Consider the following 16,828-nt stretch of genomic DNA (forward strand, 5'->3'; position numbering starts at 1 on the left):
CCGTCACGGCGCCGCGAGGGGCGCCGGCGCCGGGCGGGCGGCGAGGTGGCCGTGGCCGGCGATGTCCAGGCCCGCCTCGACCACCTCGGCCCGGCCGTCGGCGATGCGGACCGTCGACACCGACGCGTTCGGCAGCGGGACCAGCGGGCCGGGCCGCACCGTCCACAGGTAGGCGCCCAGCGTGAGCCCGTGCCCGACGACGAGCACCTCGGGACCCCGGCCAGAGCCCGCCGACGGGTCGTCGTGCGCGGCGACGATCCGGGCGAACGCCGCGGCGACGCGCGCCATGTACGCCGCCCCGGACTCGCCGTGCGGCAGGCCCGGGTGACGGCCCGCGAGCACGGCCGGGACGAGCTCGGCCCAGGGCTGGTGCGCCTCCAGCTCGCGCTCCGGGCGGCGCTCGAACGTGCCGAAGTCGTACTCGCGCAGGTCCGCGTCGACGCGCAGCGGCAGGCGCTCGTGGTGGTGGAGGATCTCGACGGCCGTCGTCACCGCGCGGCCCGACGGCGACGAGTACGCCGCCGCGAAGTCGGACGCCGCGAGGTGCCGCGCGGTGGTGCGCACGCCCTCCCGGCCGGTCTTCGTCAGTGGCGAGTTGGAGGATCCCTGGAGGATCTGGCGTGCGTTGAAGTGGGTCTGCCCGTGGCGCACGAGCGTGAGGGTGAGGGTCATCGTGGTCCCTTTCGCGGATGAGCGGTCGGGTCGACGGTACGCATGCGAAGGTGGCGGGACGGCGACGTCGCGGTGACCGCGACGCGAACTCTCGAGAGCGTGGAGGAGCGCGGTGTACCTGATCGGCGACGACGTCGTCCTCTCCGCGAGCGACCTCACCGCGGCCGCGACGTGCGAGCACGCGTTCCTGCGCACGCTCGACGTGCGGCTCGGCCGGGCCGAGGCGCTCGACGTCCCCGACGACCCGATGCTCGCCCGCACCGCGAGCCTCGGGGAGGCGCACGAGCTGCGGCTGCTCGCGGCGTACGAGGAGCGGTTCGGGACGGCGCACGGGCCCGGCTCCGGCGTCGGCGTCGTCGCGGTCGAGCGGCCCGCGCTGCGCGACCCGGACGCCGTCGCCGCGGCGCTCGCGGCCACGCGGGCGGCGTTCGACGACGGCGCCGACGTCGTCTACCAGGCCATGCTCGCGGAGTCGCCGGCCACCCGTGCGGACGGCGTCCGGCGGCCAGGGTTCGTCGGGTTCGCCGACTTCGTCGTGCGGCAGGCCGACGGGCGCTACCGGATCCAGGACTCCAAGCTCGCGCGGCACGCGAAGGTCACGGCGCTGCTCCAGCTCGCCGCCTACGCCGGGCGGCTGCGAGCGCTCGGCGTGGAGGTCGACGACGAGGTCGACCTGATCCTCGGGGACGGCTCCGTGAGCACGCACCGGCTCGCCGACATCGAGCCCGTGTACCGGCTGCGGCGCGCGCACCTGGAGCGGCTCGTCGTCGAGCACCTCGCGGAGGAGGGCGCGGCGGCGTGGGGCGACCCCCGCTACGCCGCCTGCGGGCGGTGCGCCGTGTGCGACGCCGAGGTGGCCGCGCACCGCGACGTGCTGCTCGTCGCCGGGCTGCGGCTGACCCAGCGGGCGCGGCTCGCCGCGGCGGGGATCACGACGATCGACGGGCTGGCGGCGTCGGACGGGCTTGTGGAGGGGATCGGGGCGGCGACGCTGACCGCGCTGCGGGAGCAGGCGGCGCTCCAGCTGGAGTCGGAGCGGGGCGACGGCGCGGTGCACGTCCCCGCCGTCCGCGTCGTCGACGCCGGCGGGCTCGCCGTCGTCCCGGAGCCGAGCGCAGGGGACGTCTTCTTCGACTTCGAGGGCGACCCGCTCTACACCGAGGGCGCCGCCACGCAGTGGGGGCTGGACTACCTGTTCGGGCTCGTCGAGGCGGACGGGACGTTCCGTGCGTGGTGGGCGCACTCGTTCGCGGAGGAGCGCGTCGCGCTGCGCGGGTTCCTCGACTACCTGCGCGAGCGCCGCGCGCAGCACCCCGACCTGCACGTCTACCACTACGCGTCGTACGAGCGGACGCACCTGCTCTCGTTGGCCGCCCGGCACGGCGTCGGCGAGGAGGAGGTCGACCAGCTGCTGCGCGAGCACGTGCTCGTGGACCTGTACCCCGTGGTGCGGCGCGCGGTGCGCGTGGGCAGCCGGTCGTACTCCATCAAGAAGCTCGAGCCGCTCTACATGGGCGACGACCTGCGCGGCGGCGACGTGCAGACGGCCGCCGCGTCGATCGAGGAGTACGCCGCCGCTCGGGACGCCGTCCTGCGGGGCGACGCCGCGCAGGGACAGAAGATGCTCGACGCCATCGCCGACTACAACGCCTACGACTGCCGCTCCACGCTGCGGCTGCGCGACTGGCTCCGGGGGCTCGCGCACGCCCACGGGGTCGTGCCGCTGGGCGCCCCCGACGACGCGCCCGGGCCGGCGGTCGACGACTCGCCCCTCGCGGACCGGCTCGCGGCGCTTGCGGGCGACCCGCTCGACCCGGACCGGTCCGCGGACCAGCGCGCGCTGGGCCTCGCGGCGGCCGCGATCGACTACCACCGGCGCGAGAGCAAGTCGTTCTGGTGGGGCCACTTCGCGCGGCTCGTCGAACCGCCGGCGGCCTGGCTCGACACGCGTGACGTGCTGCGCGTGGACGGCGTGCGCGTGGTGCGCGGCTGGACGGTCGAGGGCCGGCAGAAGAACCCGCGGCGGGTGCTCGAGCTGCGCGGCGAGTGGGCGCCGGGCTCGCGGCCGAGCACGTCCGCGAACCCCGGGCCGTACCTGCTGTACGAGCACCCCGGCCCGTACCCGAGCCCGACGGCGGACCCCGGCGCGCGCTCGGCGCTGCGCGTGCGCGTGCTGGAGGTGGTCGACGACGCGACCGTGCTGGTGGAGGAGGGGCTGCCCGGCGGCGCCGACCCGCACGACGCGGTGCCGATCGCGCTGACGCCGGCGTCGCCGCCGGACACGCGGACGCTCGCCGCCGCGGTCGCCGAGTGGGCCGCGCGCCTCGTGGACGTCGGCGGGGCGTCCGATCCCGGCGGTGGTGCGCGGTGGCCGAGGGACGCTGTCGTCGACGTGCTCCGGCGCACCCCGCCGCGCACGCGCTCCGGCGCGCTCGCGGCCGTGCTCCCGGGGCCCGGTCCGGGTGGAGACGGCGACGGCGACCACATCGCCGCCGTCGTCGCGAGCGTGCTCGACCTCGACGACTCGTACCTGGCTGTGCAGGGCCCGCCCGGGACCGGCAAGACGTACCTCGCCGCCCGCGTGATCCGCACGCTCGTCGAACGGCACCGCTGGCGGGTCGGCGTCGTCGCGCAGTCGCACGCCGTCGTCGAGAACGTCCTCGACGGCGTCGTGCGCGCCGGGCTCGACCCCGGCCTGGTGGGCAAGGAACCCTCCGACGCCGAGGCGGACGTCGCGTTCACCGCCGTGCCCCGCAAGGGGTACGCGGCGTTCGCCGACGAGCACGCGACCAGCGGCTTCGTGCTGGGCGGCACCGCGTGGGACTTCGCCGCCGCCGACCGCGTGCCCCGCCGCTCGCTCGACCTGCTCGTCGTGGACGAGGCCGGCCAGTACGCGCTGGGCACCACGATCGCGGCGTCCGTCGCGGCGCGGAACCTGTTGCTGCTCGGCGATCCGCAGCAGCTCCCGCAGGTCTCCCAGGGCACGCACCCGGAGCCGGTGGACACGTCCGCGCTCGGCTGGGTCGCGGACGGTCACGACGTGCTGCCCGCCGAGCTCGGCTACTTCCTCGCCGCGAGCCGGCGCATGCACCCCGCCGTCGCGCGGCCCGTCTCGGAGCTGTCGTACGAGGGCCGCCTGCACTCGCACGCGACCGCCTCGCAGCGCTGGCTGGAGCACGTCACCCCCGGCCTGCACCTGCGGCGCGTCCGGCACGAGGGCCGGTCCACCGCGTCGCCCGAGGAGGCCGCCGAGGTGGTCGAGATCGTGCGGTCGCTGGTCGGCAAGCGATGGGACAGCGGGGCCGGCGGGCTGCCGGTGACGTCAGCCGACGGCGGGCGGTCACTGACGCGGTCCGACGGCGGGCGCCTCCTCACCGCGGCCGACGTCGTCGTCGTCACGCCCTACAACGCGCAGGTGCAGTGCGTGCGCGAGGCGCTCGACGCGGCCGGGTTCGACGCCGCGCGCATCGGGACCGTGGACAAGTTCCAGGGGCAGGAGGCCGCCGTCGCGATCGTGAGCCTCGCCGCCTCGGACGCTGCCGAGGTGCCGCGCGGCATGGAGTTCCTCCTCATGAAGAACCGGCTCAACGTCGCGATCTCCCGTGCCCAGTGGGCCGCGTACCTCGTGTGGAGTCCGGCGCTGCTCGACCACCTGCCGGCGACGCCGCAGGCGCTCGCGCAGCTCAGCGCGTTCGCGCGGCTCGTGGGGGCGTGACGTGGCGGAGCCCGACGCCGGCCGCCTGCGGCGCGTCGCCGTCCTCGTGCTCGACGGCGCCAAGCCGCTCGACGTCGGCATCCCCGCCCAGGTGTTCACGACCCGGCCGAGCATGCCCTTCGAGGTGCGCGTCTGCGGGCCGGCGCCCGGCCTCGTCACGGGTGGCGACGGGCTCTCGTACCACGTCGCGCACGGGCTCGACGCGCTCGCCTGGGCCGACATCGTCTTCATCCCCGGGTACCGCAGACCGGACCAGGAGGACCCGCCTGCCGCCGTCGTCGCCGCGCTCGTCGCCGCCCACGCCCGGGGTGCGCGGCTCGCCGCCATCTCCACGGGTGCCTTCGCGCTCGCCGCGACCGGGCTGCTCGACGGTCGCCGCGCGACCACGCACTGGCACTACACGCGGGCGCTCGCCACCCGCTATCCACAGATCCGGGTGGACGAGAACGTGCTGTTCGTCGACGAGGGCAGCGTGCTCACCTCGGCCGGGGCGGCGTCGGGCATCGACCTGTGCCTGCACGTGCTGCGCGGCGAGCTGGGCGTCGCCGCCGCCAACCACGCGGCCCGGCGGCTCGTCGCGGCGCCCTACCGCAGCGGCGGCCAGGCGCAGTACGTGCCGCGCAGCGTGCCCGAGCCGCTCGGCGAGCGGTTCGCCGCGACGCGCGAGTGGGTGCTGCACCACCTCGCCGACCCGCTCACGCTCGACGACCTCGCCCGGCACGCGGCCGTGTCGCCGCGCACGTTCTCCCGGCAGTTCGTCGCGGACACCGGGTACACGCCGCTCCAGTGGGTCATGCGGGCGCGCGTCGACGCGGCACGTGAGCTCCTCGAGCTCTCGCAGCGCAGCGTCGAGCAGGTCGCCTCCGACGTCGGGCTGGGGACGGGCGCGAACCTCCGGCTGCACTTCCAGCGCATCCTCGGGACGTCGCCCAGCGAGTACCGGAGGACGTTCGCGCGCGGCGAGTAGCGGCTGAGCGGGAGCCACCGCGGCGGGAGCGCAGGCCCGGTCCGGAGACGGTCGCCCCTGCGAGCGATGCCGGAGCGACCACGCCTGCTCGGCGGCGAAGCGTTGGCGAGATCCTTGCGAACCCTGGCGCTCCGGCCACTGTTTGCTGCGCTCCCGCCGGGCGAACCTGGTGGTGGCCGCGGAGCCCACGATCTCCCGGCCGCCACCGGCGGGCCGCCAGACCGGCCCGCCACGACCGGAAGGACAGCATGACTCGCATCGCCATCAACGGGTTCGGCCGCATCGGCCGCAACGTGCTGCGCGCGCTCCTGGAGCGCGACACGGACCTCGACGTCGTCGCCGTCAACGACCTCACCGACCCGGCCGCGCTCGCCCGGCTGCTCGCGTACGACACGACCGCCGGGCGCCTCGGGCGGCCGGTCACGGTCGACGGCGACACCCTCGTCGTCGACGGCCGCCGCATCCGCGTGCTCGCCGAGCGCGAGCCCGCCGACCTGCCGTGGAAGGAGCTCGGCGTCGAGATCGTCGTCGAGGCGACCGGCCGCTTCACCGCGGCCAAGGCGGCCCGTGCCCACCTCGACGCCGGGGCGCGCAAGGTGCTCGTCAGCGCCCCGTCCGACGGCGCCGACGTGACCCTCGCGCTCGGCGTCAACACCGAGGCGTACGACGCCGCGGTGCACACCGTCGTCTCGAACGCGTCGTGCACCACGAACGCGCTCGCACCGCTCGCGTCCGTGCTCGACACGCTCGCGGGCATCGAGCACGGCTTCATGACCACCGTCCACGCGTACACGCAGGAGCAGAACCTGCAGGACGGCCCGCACCGCGACCCGCGGCGCGCCCGCGCCGCGGCCGAGAACATCGTGCCGACGACGACGGGGGCGGCCAAGGCCATCGGCCTCGTGCTGCCGCAGCTCGACGGGAAGCTCTCGGGCGACTCGATCCGGGTGCCGATCCCGGTCGGCTCGATCGTCGAGCTCAACGCCACCGTGGCCCGGGACGTCACGCGCGACGACGTCATCGCCGCCTACCGTTCCGCGGCCGCGGGGAGCCTCGCGGGGATCCTCGAGTTCTCGGAGGACCCGCTCGTCTCGTCCGACATCGTCGGCAACCCGGCGTCGTCGATCTTCGACTCGATGCTGACCCGCGTCGACGGGAAGCACGTCAAGGTCGTCGCCTGGTACGACAACGAGTGGGGCTTCTCGAACCGCGTGGTCGACACGCTGGAGCTGCTCGCGGCGTGACGCCCTGGACGGAGGAGGGAGCCCTGGCCCGCACGGACGGCGGGCCAGGGCTCCGTGCCGTCAGCCGATGTGGCTCTCAGCCGAGAACACGCACGTGCCTGCGCGCCTGGGAGCCCAGCGACGTCACGAGCCTGCCGTCGAACGTGACGAGGAGGTGCCCGCCGCGATGGCGAGGGTTCAGCAGGTGCGTGTCGGTCACCTGCTTCGTCCCGGTCACATGGCTTGTCAGAGCGCGATGGTCCGCCAGGGAGGTGCTGTCGGGCACGAACGACGCGTGGCGCAGCGCCTTGATGCTGCGCAGCGTCGCCATCGCCTCCGTGACGCTGACCTGACGGCCGACGACCGACGGGTTCATCACCAGGCGGACCAGCCCGATCTCGGTCACCGGCGTCGTGGCGAAGGCTGGCGTGTCGCGGAGCCAGCGCAGCACGGCCGGATGATCCTCGTGCGCCTCGAGCGCCACCGCCACGAGCACGTCGACGTCCGGCAGCTCAGTCCTCGGCAAGGGCGTCCTCGACCATCTGCCTCGTCACGTGGTGGCCGCGGGCGGTGATCGTCACGAGCCTACCCAGGGGGTCGTAGTCAAGGTCGGCACGCTCGATCTCGGCGGCTCGCTCCGCTGCCAGCTCGACGAGGATCTCGCCAGGGCTGCGGTCCGGGAAACGGGTCGCGCCGATGCTCACGATCCGCTCGACACGCGGACCGCGCGTGATCTGGGTGCGCGGATGGACGGTGGGCATGCCACACGTGGACCACCGATCCGACGACCAGGTGGTACACCGTGTGCTCGTCGTGCTCGTCGTGCTCGTCGTGTTCGTCGGGCCGCGAGCCGTCAGGCCCCGACGTCGCCGTCGACGTAGAGCCAGCGGCCGTCCTCGCGCACGAAGCGGCTGCGCTCATGGAGGCGGCCGCGCTCGCGCGTGCTGCGGCTGCGCCACGAGGCGACGAACTCGACCTCGCCCGCGTCGTCGAACGGGCCGCCCGCCCGCGTGCCCAGGATGTCGAGACGGCGCCAGTCGACGTCGTCGTCGAGGTCGAGGTCCGCGGGGCGGGTGGTGGGATGCCAAGAGGTGCGCAGCCAGGCGACGTCGCCCGTCGCGAAGGCCGTGAAGCGGGAGCGCATGAGCGCCTCGGCGGTCGGCGCGGGCCGGTCGCCGGCGATCACGGGCCCACAGCACTCGGCGAGCGGGAGGCCGGAGAGGCAGGGGCAGCGGGTCATGCGCCTATCGTGCCGCGCCCGGGCGGCCGGCCCGAGTCGCTGCCCGGGCAGCCCGCTCGCCCGGCCGCCCGCCGTTTCGACTCGGCCGCCCGCCGGGCCGCCGGGCCGCCCGGCCGCCCGCCCGCCCGGCCGCCGACCCGGCTGCCGGTCCGGCGGCCCGGCGGGCTGGCGATCGGAACGTGGGTTCGGGATCGGAACGTGCAATCAGAGGCACGCTCCGATCCCGAACCCACGTTCCGATCTGGCATCGCTGCCGCTCGCACCGGCACCGGCACCGGCACCGGCACCGGCACCGGCACCGGCACCGGCTGCGGCCGCCCGCCTACGCTTCCGCTTCCGCCGCTTCCGCCGCCGCCGTCGGCGCCAGCGCCTCCTCCACCGCCTGCCGGGCCGCCGGGAACGGCGGGTTGGTGCGGTGCTCCCAGATGTTGACCGCCAGCGCGAGCGCCGTCAGCACCGCGCCCGCGAGCGGCACCCAGCGCACGCCGACGGCCGCGGTGAGCGCGGCGCCGAGCCCGGAGCCGGCCGCGATGCCGAGGTTGAAGATCGCCGACGACACCGCGACGCCCATGTCGGTGGACCCGGGGGACACGAGCATGACGCGGTGCGAGAGGGCGGGCGGGATGGTCGCGAACGCCCCGCCGAACAGGGCGATGCCCACGATCGCGACCAGGTGGTTCGGGGCGAGCGCGAAGAGCAGCACCTGCGCCACGGTGACGACGACGATGGCCGTGGTGAGGCTGCCCCACGAGTGCCGGTCGAGGAACCGCCCGACCACGATCGCGCCCACGACGCCCGCGGCCCCCTGGATGGACAGCAACCACGGCATGTCCGCGCGGGCGTACCCGGAGACGTCCTGGAGCAGCTGGGTCACGAACGTGATGAGCCCGAACGCGCCCGTGACCACGAGGGCCGTCGTCACGAGCTGAGTGACGAGCCGGCGCCGGCTCGGGAAGGGCGCGCGCGACGCCCCGCCCTCCGACGGCCTCACGGTGGGGAACAGCACGAGGACGACGACGAAGATCACCATCGACAGCGCCGAGACCACCCAGAACGTGGTGCGCCAGCTCGTGTGCTCGGCCAGCCAGGTGCCGGCGGGCAGGCCCAGCACGGGCGCGATCGAGTTGCCGAGCGCGAGGCGGGCCATGACGCGCCCGCGCACGCGCGGCGGGAACAGCCCGGCCGTGCCGGGGATCACGGCCACCCAGAACAGCGCCTGGGCCAGCGCGGTGACCAGGCGGGCGGCCATGATCGACCCGTACCCGTCGGCGAGCCCGGCCCACAGCGTGCCGACCGCGGCGAGCAGCACCGTGGCCGACAGCACCCAGCGGCGCGGCACGCGCTTGGTCGCCATGGCGAGCGGCACGGTCGCCACCAGCACCACGAGCGCGTAGCCCGTGACCAGGAGTCCGATGCGCGACGTCGTCGTGTCCAGGTCGGGGGCCATGAGGGTGAGCAGGCCGCTCGGCAGGCCCTCGACGAGCACGAACAGGAACGTCGAGACGGCCATCGCGACGAGGATGACGTTCGCGCGGCGCGGGTCGACGATGCCGGGGGTGGCGGGGGAGGTCACCGTCCCGAGGGTATCGGCGCAGGCGATGAGTCGGGCGCGCGGACGTCGTCTACCGCGCAGCATCGACCGGTGCCCGACGCGAAGGAGCCTCCCGTGCCTACCACCACCGCCACGATCGACGTGCCCGGCGCCGTCGTCACCTACGACGTCCACGAGCCCGAGATGCCGTCGGGCGTCCGCCCGCTGTTCGTCGTCGGCAGCCCTATGGGCGCCGGCGGCTTCGCGACCCTGATCAGCCACTTTACCGACCGCACCGTCGTCACGTACGACCCGCCGGGCGCCGACCGGTCCACCCTCACGGGCACCGGGCCCGACCCGGACCCGATGAACCGCGGCGCGGTGCTGCACGCCGTCGCCCAGGCCGTCGGGCAGGGCCCGTACGACTTCTTCGGGTCGAGCGGCGGTGCCGTCGACGGGCTGGCGTGGGTCCAGCAGTTCCACGAGGACCTCGCCACGGCCGTCCTGCACGAGCCGCCGCTGGCCAAGGTGCTGCCCGACAGCGACGTCATGGCCGCCGCGATGGACGACGTCCACACCACCTACGAGGCGCACGGCTTCGGCGCGGGCATGGCCAGGTTCATCGCGCTCGTCTCCGTCCAGGGCGAGATCGACGGCGACTACCTCGCCCGGCCCGCCCCCGACCCGGCCGCGTTCGGCCTGCCTGCTGACGACGACGGGACCCGCGGCGACGCCCTGCTGGGCGTGAACATGAAGACCATGCAGCACTGGCTGCCCGCCTTCGCCTCGGTGCGGGCGGCGTCGACGCACGTGATCCCTGCCTACGGCGAGGACTCGGGCGAGACGATGGCGGCGCGTGCCGCGCGGGCGCTCGGCGACGAGCTCGGGCTGGAGCCCGCCGTCTTCCCCGGCGACCACGGCGCCTTCCAGGGCGGCGAGTACGGGTTCGTCGGCAAGCCTGACGCGTTCGCGGCCCGGCTCCGGGAGCTGCTCGGCTGAGAGCCGACAGCGCACGCCGCCCCGTGCCGAACTGCGCCGTCGTCGCTAGGTTCGGCCCATGAGTCCCGTCCGTCTGCACCGCCCGGGGGTCGAGGGGTGGCTGCGGCGGGCACCCGGCGCGGTCGTCGTCGCGGTCGCGGTGCTGCTCGTCGTCGGCGGTCTCGTGCTCGCCGTCCGTCCGCTCACGTCCCTCGTGCTCCTCGCCGTCACGGTCGGCGTGGCGTGCGTCCTGACCGGGGCGGCGGACGTCGCCGACGCCGGTCGGCCGCGCTGGAGGCGGGCGCTCGCCGTCGTGTGGGTGCTGGTCGGTGTGCTGCTGCTGGCCCGGCTCGAGACGGCCGTCGCGCTCCTGCCTCTCGTGGTCGCCCTGCTGCTCGTGGCCGGCGCCGTCGCTGCTGCGGGCGACGCGTTCGCGCGCGGCGCGGGCCGCGGGGAGCGGGCGCTGGCAGCCGCGTGGGCGCTGGCCCAGGTGGCGCTCGCGGTGCTCGCGCTGCTCTGGCGCGACGCGACCGTGGTGCTCGCCGCTCTCGTCTTCGCCCTACGCACGACGGCGTTCGGCGTCCTCCTGCTGTGGCGTCACGCGCGAGGCCGCAGGCCGATCCCGCCGGCACCGCGCCCTCGCCGGATCGCCGACGGAGTGCGGTGGGCGGCCGCCGCGCTGCTCGTCGTCGCCGTCGTCGGCACGCTCGCCGTGAGCCGCCAGCTCCGGTCGCACGACGTCGCCGTCCCCGCCCTCTACGACACGCCTGCTCAGGTGCCCGGCCAGCCCGGGCGGCTGCTGCGTGACGGGGACTTCCCCGGCCAGGCGCCGGCCGGGGCGACCGTCCGCCGGATCCTCTACACGACGACGGACGCCCATGGCGCCCCGGCGGTCGCGAGCGGGCTCGTCGTCGCGCCGACGACGCCGCCGCCCGGCCCACGTCCCGTCGTCGCCTGGAACCACGGCACCACGGGCATCGCCCGGGCGTGCGCCCCGAGCCTGCTCGAGAACGGTGCGACGGCCGAGTCGATCCCCGCGGTCGACGAGGCGGTCGCGGCCGGGTGGGTCGTCGTCGCGACCGACTACTCCGGCCAGGGCGCCGAGGGCATCTTCCCCTACCTCATCGGCGAGGGGGAGGCGCGCTCGTCGCTCGACGCCGTCCGGGCCGCGCACGAGCTTCCCGGGCTCGACCTCGGCGACCAGGTCGCCGTGTGGGGGCACTCGCAGGGCGGGCACGCCGCCCTGTGGACGGCGGCGCTGGCGTCGTCGTACGCACCCGAGCTCGACGTCGTCGGCACCGCCGCGATCTCCCCGGCCGCCGAGCCGCGGGCGCTCGCGCGGCGGCTGCTGGAGCCGCCGTCGTCGGCGCTGCTGTCCGTCGCCGTGGCCTGGGTGCTGCTGCCGTACAGCGCGACGTACGACGACGTCGACCTCGACGCGCACGTGCCGCTGCCCGCGCGGCCGCTCGTGCGGGAGATGTCGCAGCGCTGCACGTCGCAGCCGGGACTGATCGTGTCAGCGCTCGCCGGGGCCGGGGTCGCGGCGGCGCAGCCGCTGTACCGGGGCGACCTCACGGGCGGCGCCGTCGGGGCGCGCCTGGGGCAGAACGCGACCGACGGGCCCTTCGGGGCGCCGCTCCTGCTGGCCTGGGGGAGCGAGGACGAGGTGATCCCCGCCGACCTCCAGCACGACTACGTCGCGCGGCTGTGCGCGGCCGGCGTGCCGCTGGAGCAGACCGAGCTGCCGGGGCTGTCCCACATGGGCGTGGTGCTGCCGGGGTCGCCGCTGCTGCCCGAGCTCATGACGTGGACCGAGGCACGGTTCGCCGGGGCGCCGGCACCGCCGTCGGGCTGCTGACCAGCACCCCGGGGGAGGACGTGGGCCGACGGCTCGGGGCCCGGCCGTGCGACAGGAAGCACGACCGGACCCCGAGCCCGGCCCAGGAGCGGGGCTCAGCCCTTCTTGGCCAGCCCGGCCGGCAGCACCGGCGTGACCGACGCGACCGAGCCGTCCTCGTTGAGGAGGACCTGCGGCGCCTTCTTGTGGGCCGCCTCGTTGAAGTCGAACATGCCGTCCAGCGACCCGGCTGTCGTGTCGAACGACGCGTCACCGATGGTGCCGAGCCTCCAGTTCTCCTCGATGAACTTCACGACCGAGGCCTGCGTGGTCTCCGTGTGGTCCACGTAGTTCTGCTTCGCGTAGGGCGAGATCACGAGCAGCGGCAGGCGCTGCGACGGGCCGCAGCGGTCGGCGTAGCCGCCGAGCACCGTGGACACCGACGAGCAGAGCGTCGTGTCGGCCGAGCCGGCGCCACCGTTGGAGACCTCGGGGGCGACATGGTCGTACCAGCCGTCCGAGTCGTCGTACGCGATGACGACGGCGGTCGACTCCCAGTCGGGCGACTGCTGGAGCAGGTTGATCTCGCGGACCAGGAAGTCCTGCTCGTCCGTCGGGTCGGAGTAGGCGGCGTGGCCGTCCTGGTACTCGGCGGCCTTCACGTACGAGACGGCAGGCAGGGCGCCGGACTTCGCGGCCTGCTCGAAGAGCGACAGGTCGTACTGGTGGTTCGCCCGGTCGGTCTGGCCGACGGCCTTGGTGGGGGCCAGGTGGTGCGGGTTCGACGTCGACTTGTAGTACGCGAACGGGTTGTGGTGCGGCGAGTAGTCCTTCGAGGACCCGCCGGCGACGTTCACGTGCGTGGTGTCGCACAGCGCGTAGCCGGTCGCCGAGTCGGCGGCCGACGTCGACGGGGCGAAGCCGCCCTGGAACCAGCCCCAGGTCAGGCCCTTGGCGTTGAGCAGGTCACCGACGTTCTTGCCCTGCATGCCGACGAGGGCCGACGTGGACGTGTGGTTGTTGTCCGCGCAGTCGTCGAACACCGGGTCAGGGTCGCCCGTCACGGTGCCCACGCCGTCGGAGTCGGGGTCGGCGACGGCGGTCGAGGTCTTCAGGAGCGCACCGGTCTTCGGGTCGAAGGCCTGGCCGCCGTGCGTCTGGCCGGAGACCACGTTGAGGGCGCCCGGGGTGGACGGGCCGAACGTGGCGTCCCAGCTGTTGTCGCTCATGGCGAAGTGCTGGGCATAGTTCCACAGCGCGGTGACGGTGTTTCCGTCGTAGTAGTCCATGACCAGGCCCGGCTCGCCGAACAGGCCGGAACACGTGTCGACGTTCGTCTTCTGGACGAACTGGTCCATCGCGCCGCCGTTCAGCGCGTTCTGCTCCGGCGTGTAGCCGTGGTTCTGGTCGCACGTCACGGCCTCGTCGGGCGTGAGGCGCTGCGGCGTGTAGAGGTTCGGGTTCTTCTCGATGAGGCCCGCCGCACCCATCGTGTCGGCCTTCGGGGTGCCCGCGGCTGCCTTGAAGGCGGTGCCGTCCGTGTTGGCGGCGTCCGGGTAGGTGCCGAAGTAGTGGTCGAACGAGACGTTCTCGTCGAACAGGACGACGACGTGCTTGATCGGCGTCGTCGTCTTGTCCGACGACGCGCCGTTGTTCGGGTGGCCGAGCGCGACGCCCGGGGCGAACAGGCCGCCCGCGAGCGCGAGACCCGCGACGGCCGCCGTCCCCACGGACGCATAGCGCCCGCGAGAGGTGGAGAGCAGACCCTGCATGGGTGTGCCTTTCTGTACTCAGGTGGCAGCCGCGTCCGCCGTGGCGCGGGCGCGGCGGAGGTCAGGCGAGCAGGCCGCTGGCGTACCAGTCGTCCGCCGCCAGGACCCCGGGGAGGGCGAAGAAGTACCCGCCCCCGACCGGGGAGACGTAGTCGACGAGGGGTTCGCCCGCGAGCCGGTTCTGCACGGCGACGAACTGCCTGTCGAGGTCCTGGACGAAGCACACGAACACGAGCCCGACGTCGAGCGTCCCGCTCGCGTCCGAGCCGTTGTCGTACGAGTACGGGCGCCGCAGCATCCGCATCGCCTCGCTGCCGGGCGTGCGCGGGCCCGCCAGGCGGATGTGCGCGTCGAGCTTGATCGCGTCGCCCGTCGGGTCGGCGGCGTAGTCGGGCACGTCGTCCTCGTGCGAGCCCGTCAGCGGGGCGCCCGTGTCCCGGCGCCGGCCGATCATCTGCTCCTGCTCGTCGAGCGTGACCCGGTCCCAGAACTCCACGAACATGCGCGTCGTGCGCACCACGTGGTAGCTGCCGCCCGCGGCCCACGCGGGCTCGACGGCGTCGGGCAGGTCGTCCGGCCGCATGCCGAACGCGCGGGCGGCCTGGTCGTCGAGCGGCGTCGTGGGGCCCGCCGTCGTCCAGACGACGTCGGCCATGGCGTCGGCGCTCGCGGTGGGCGGGTTGACGGTGCCGTCCTTGAAGCCGAGCAGGTTGCGCGGGGCGCCCGACGGGCGGGCCGGCGGCAGGAACCCGTCCTGCCGCCACCGCAGCGCGAGCGCCCCGCGCGTGGCGCGCAGCAGCTCGCGGACGGCGTGGAGCACGGTGTCCCGCTCGTCGGCGCACACCTGGAGCAGCAGGTCGCCGTCGCAGGTCGCGCGGTCGAGGTCGTCGTCGGGGAACGTGTCCATGACCCGCAGGCGGGCGGGCTTGCCGGCGGCGAGGCCGAACCGGTCGTCGAACAGCGAGGCGCCCACCGAGACCGTGACGGTCAGCCCGTCGGTGTCCTTCGGCGTCGGCACCACGCCGAGGATCCCGTTGTCCGACGGCGGCGCGCCCGGTCCGGCGGCCGGCGCGACGCCGCCCCCGGCGAGCAGGCGGGCGGCCGCGGTGAGGGTCTGGAAGGTCTGCGCGAGCTCGTCGCGCGTGGCAACGACGACGTCGAGCGCGAGGAAGGCGGCCGCCCGCTGGGCGGGCGTGGTGATCCCGGCCTGGTGCGGGCCGTGGAACGGGACGACGGCGGGGACGTGGCCGTGCGTGGCGCCGGTGTGCTCGGAGCCGGGCGGCTCCGTCGAGCCCTGCGACTCCGTGGAGGCGGAGGCGTGCAGCGGGGAGGCGTGCGGGGCGGCGGCCGCGCCGGAGGCCACCGCGCCCAGGCCCAGGGCGCCCGCGGCGCCGACGACGCCGCGCAGGAACCCGCGCCGGCCGACGTGGGCGGGACACCCGCCTGTCATGGGGGTCGCGTCGCTCGCGGTCATGGGTGCCTCCTCGGCTCCGTCGTCGCCGCGACGCGCGCCAGCGGCTCGAGGGCCGCGTCGAGGCGGGCGTCGAGCAGCTCGCGTTCAGGGGGAGTGAGCGCGGGCAGGGGCGTCCAGCCCGTCTCGCCCGCGGGGACGTCGTGGTGGAAGGCCGCGACGACGGCGGCCAGGTCGTCGAGGGCGCCGTCGACGACCGCGAGCTCGTCGCCCCCGTCGTCGGGCCCGCTGTTGTCTGGCGCGTCGGACCCGGCGCCGTCGTCGGACCCGGCGCCGTCGGCCCCGGCGTCGCCCGCCTCGGTGGCGAGGACCGGGCGGAGCTGGTCGATCGCCGCGCGGGAGCCGTCGACGGCGGCCGCGACCTCGGCGAGCGTCGTGCCCGACGGGCCGTCGGCCGCGCCGGACAGGGTGATGCGCTGGACGTCCTCGAGGATCTCGTGCGCGCGCAGCCCCAGCTCCAGGGGGTCCATGCGCGGGTCCTGCAGTTGCGTGACGAGCTCGCCGACGTCGGAGGCCAGCCGCTGGGTCGCGGGGCTGGCGGCGCGTGCGACGTCGGCGTCGGAGCCCGCGCCGGCGCCCGGCCACAGCAGCGCCTCGACCTGTCGGAACCCGGTGGTCGAGGTGGCGGCCGAGACCCCGCGCGGGGGCAGCCCGTCGATCGCCTCGCCCAGGTCGCCGAACGCCCCGTACGCCGCACCGAGCGTGCCGTAGGTGGTGTGCGCGTCGAGCCAGTCGTGGCGCGCGGCCGCGAGGTCGCCGCGCGCGGCGTCGGCGTCGAGCGCTGTGACCTGCTGCGCGAGCCTCTGCGCGCGGCCGAGCGCCCAGGCCGAGTAGGCCTGCGTGGCCGGGACCAGGTCGGCCTGGCTGAGCAGGACGATGCTCGGCGTGGCCCCGGCAGCGTGGCCGGTCACGGTGACGGGCGCGCCGAGCACGGGCTCCTCGTCGGCCTGGAGACAGACGAACCGGTACGCGCCGCCGTCGAGCCGCACCGACGCCGACGCGGTGGCTCCCGCCCCGATCGCGTCGAGCACCAGGGAGGTGCGCGGCATGGCCTGCGTGTCCTGGAGGTACACGCTCATGCCGGTGGTCGCGGTGTTGGCGACGGCAAAGGTCAGGTCGCCGGCCGTGCCGCCGTCCCAGCCGAGCCCGCAGTCGTCCGGGCCGGCGCTCACGGGGATGCCGGTGGCGGCGTCGTCAGCCGCGGGGGTGGCGGCGCCGGGCCCGCCGCACGCGGCGAGCAGGAGCACGACGCCGGTGGCGAGGAGCGACCGTCGGGTCGCGCCCTGTCCGTGTCGCCGCACCGCCCGTCCTCCCGTCGCGGCGGCCCCGGTGGCTGCGCCTGGGTGAACCTACGGCCGCCGAGCGGCGCCTCCGGGGAGTTTGCCGAGAGTTCCCTCGTCTGGCACCAATTGTTTGCTGGAG

At 75.2% G+C, this 16,828-nt stretch carries 13 protein-coding genes; 5 read left to right on the top strand and 8 right to left on the bottom strand.

The features are described from left to right. Positions 1-3 precede the first annotated feature (3 nt). On the bottom strand, positions 4-672 hold the full coding sequence (locus tag ET471_RS05820) for a histidine phosphatase family protein (protein WP_129187012.1): 669 nt from the start codon (positions 670-672) through the stop codon (positions 4-6). A gap of 112 nt (positions 673-784) precedes the next feature. On the opposite strand from ET471_RS05820, the gene ET471_RS05825 reads away from it, so the two are divergent. From ET471_RS05825 to gap, 3 genes are all read left to right on the top strand, one after another. Further along, on the top strand, positions 785-4,387 hold the full coding sequence (locus tag ET471_RS05825) for a TM0106 family RecB-like putative nuclease (RefSeq protein ID WP_129187013.1): 3,603 nt from the start codon (positions 785-787) through the stop codon (positions 4,385-4,387). Between the two features lies 1 nt (position 4,388). Then, the gene (locus ET471_RS05830; RefSeq protein WP_129187014.1) at positions 4,389-5,354 is read left to right on the top strand and encodes a GlxA family transcriptional regulator; all 966 of its coding nucleotides are present in this window, start codon (positions 4,389-4,391) and stop codon (positions 5,352-5,354) included. 248 nt (positions 5,355-5,602) lie between these two features. Beyond that, positions 5,603-6,598 (top strand): type I glyceraldehyde-3-phosphate dehydrogenase, encoded by a 996-nt coding sequence (gene gap, locus ET471_RS05835; protein WP_129187015.1) that lies wholly within the window; start codon positions 5,603-5,605, stop codon positions 6,596-6,598. Positions 6,599-6,674: 76 nt separating this feature from the next. Here the strand turns inward: gap and ET471_RS05840 are convergent, their stop codons facing one another. The 4 genes from ET471_RS05840 to ET471_RS05855 all read right to left on the bottom strand — a co-directional run bounded on the left by ET471_RS05840 (position 6,675) and on the right by ET471_RS05855 (position 9,390). Further along, positions 6,675-7,103, bottom strand: coding sequence for a TA system VapC family ribonuclease toxin (locus ET471_RS05840; protein ID WP_129187016.1), 429 nt, complete (start codon positions 7,101-7,103; stop codon positions 6,675-6,677). Then, positions 7,090-7,338, bottom strand: a complete 249-nt coding sequence (locus ET471_RS05845) for a hypothetical protein (RefSeq protein ID WP_129187017.1) — start codon at positions 7,336-7,338, stop codon at positions 7,090-7,092. Before ET471_RS05845 ends, ET471_RS05840 begins: the two co-directional genes overlap by 14 nt. Before the next feature lie 92 nt (positions 7,339-7,430). Next, a complete protein-coding gene (locus ET471_RS05850) occupies positions 7,431-7,817 on the bottom strand; it encodes a YchJ family protein (RefSeq protein WP_129187018.1) in 387 nt (128 codons plus the stop codon). Between the two features lie 322 nt (positions 7,818-8,139). Then, the gene (locus ET471_RS05855; RefSeq protein ID WP_242496438.1) at positions 8,140-9,390 is read right to left on the bottom strand and encodes an MFS transporter; all 1,251 of its coding nucleotides are present in this window, start codon (positions 9,388-9,390) and stop codon (positions 8,140-8,142) included. Positions 9,391-9,483: 93 nt separating this feature from the next. On the opposite strand from ET471_RS05855, the gene ET471_RS05860 reads away from it, so the two are divergent. Together ET471_RS05860 and ET471_RS05865 are read left to right on the top strand one after the other, a co-directional pair. Continuing rightward, positions 9,484-10,347: an alpha/beta fold hydrolase gene (locus ET471_RS05860; RefSeq protein WP_129187020.1), complete on the top strand. Its 864-nt coding sequence runs from the start codon at positions 9,484-9,486 to the stop codon at positions 10,345-10,347. Positions 10,348-10,405: 58 nt separating this feature from the next. Further along, complete coding sequence (locus ET471_RS05865; RefSeq protein WP_129187021.1) at positions 10,406-12,184, top strand: lipase family protein; 1,779 nt, start codon at positions 10,406-10,408, stop codon at positions 12,182-12,184. A gap of 95 nt (positions 12,185-12,279) precedes the next feature. On the opposite strand, the gene ET471_RS05870 is transcribed toward ET471_RS05865, so the two are convergent. From ET471_RS05870 to ET471_RS05880, 3 genes are all read right to left on the bottom strand, one after another. After that, positions 12,280-13,935 carry a phospholipase C gene (locus ET471_RS05870; RefSeq protein ID WP_129187022.1) on the bottom strand — a complete coding sequence of 552 codons (1,656 nt, stop codon included), beginning with the start codon at positions 13,933-13,935 and terminating at the stop codon, positions 12,280-12,282. Positions 13,936-13,996: 61 nt separating this feature from the next. Further along, on the bottom strand, positions 13,997-15,409 hold the full coding sequence (locus ET471_RS05875) for a Dyp-type peroxidase (protein WP_242496439.1): 1,413 nt from the start codon (positions 15,407-15,409) through the stop codon (positions 13,997-13,999). Next, positions 15,406-16,707 carry an EfeM/EfeO family lipoprotein gene (locus ET471_RS05880; protein WP_129187023.1) on the bottom strand — a complete coding sequence of 434 codons (1,302 nt, stop codon included), beginning with the start codon at positions 16,705-16,707 and terminating at the stop codon, positions 15,406-15,408. The genes ET471_RS05875 and ET471_RS05880 overlap by 4 nt, the downstream gene beginning before the upstream one ends. Between the last annotated feature and the right edge of the window lie 121 nt (positions 16,708-16,828).

The sequence above is a fragment of the Xylanimonas protaetiae genome (assembly GCF_004135385.1).
Classification (GTDB): Bacteria; Actinomycetota; Actinomycetes; order Actinomycetales; family Cellulomonadaceae; genus Xylanimonas; species Xylanimonas protaetiae.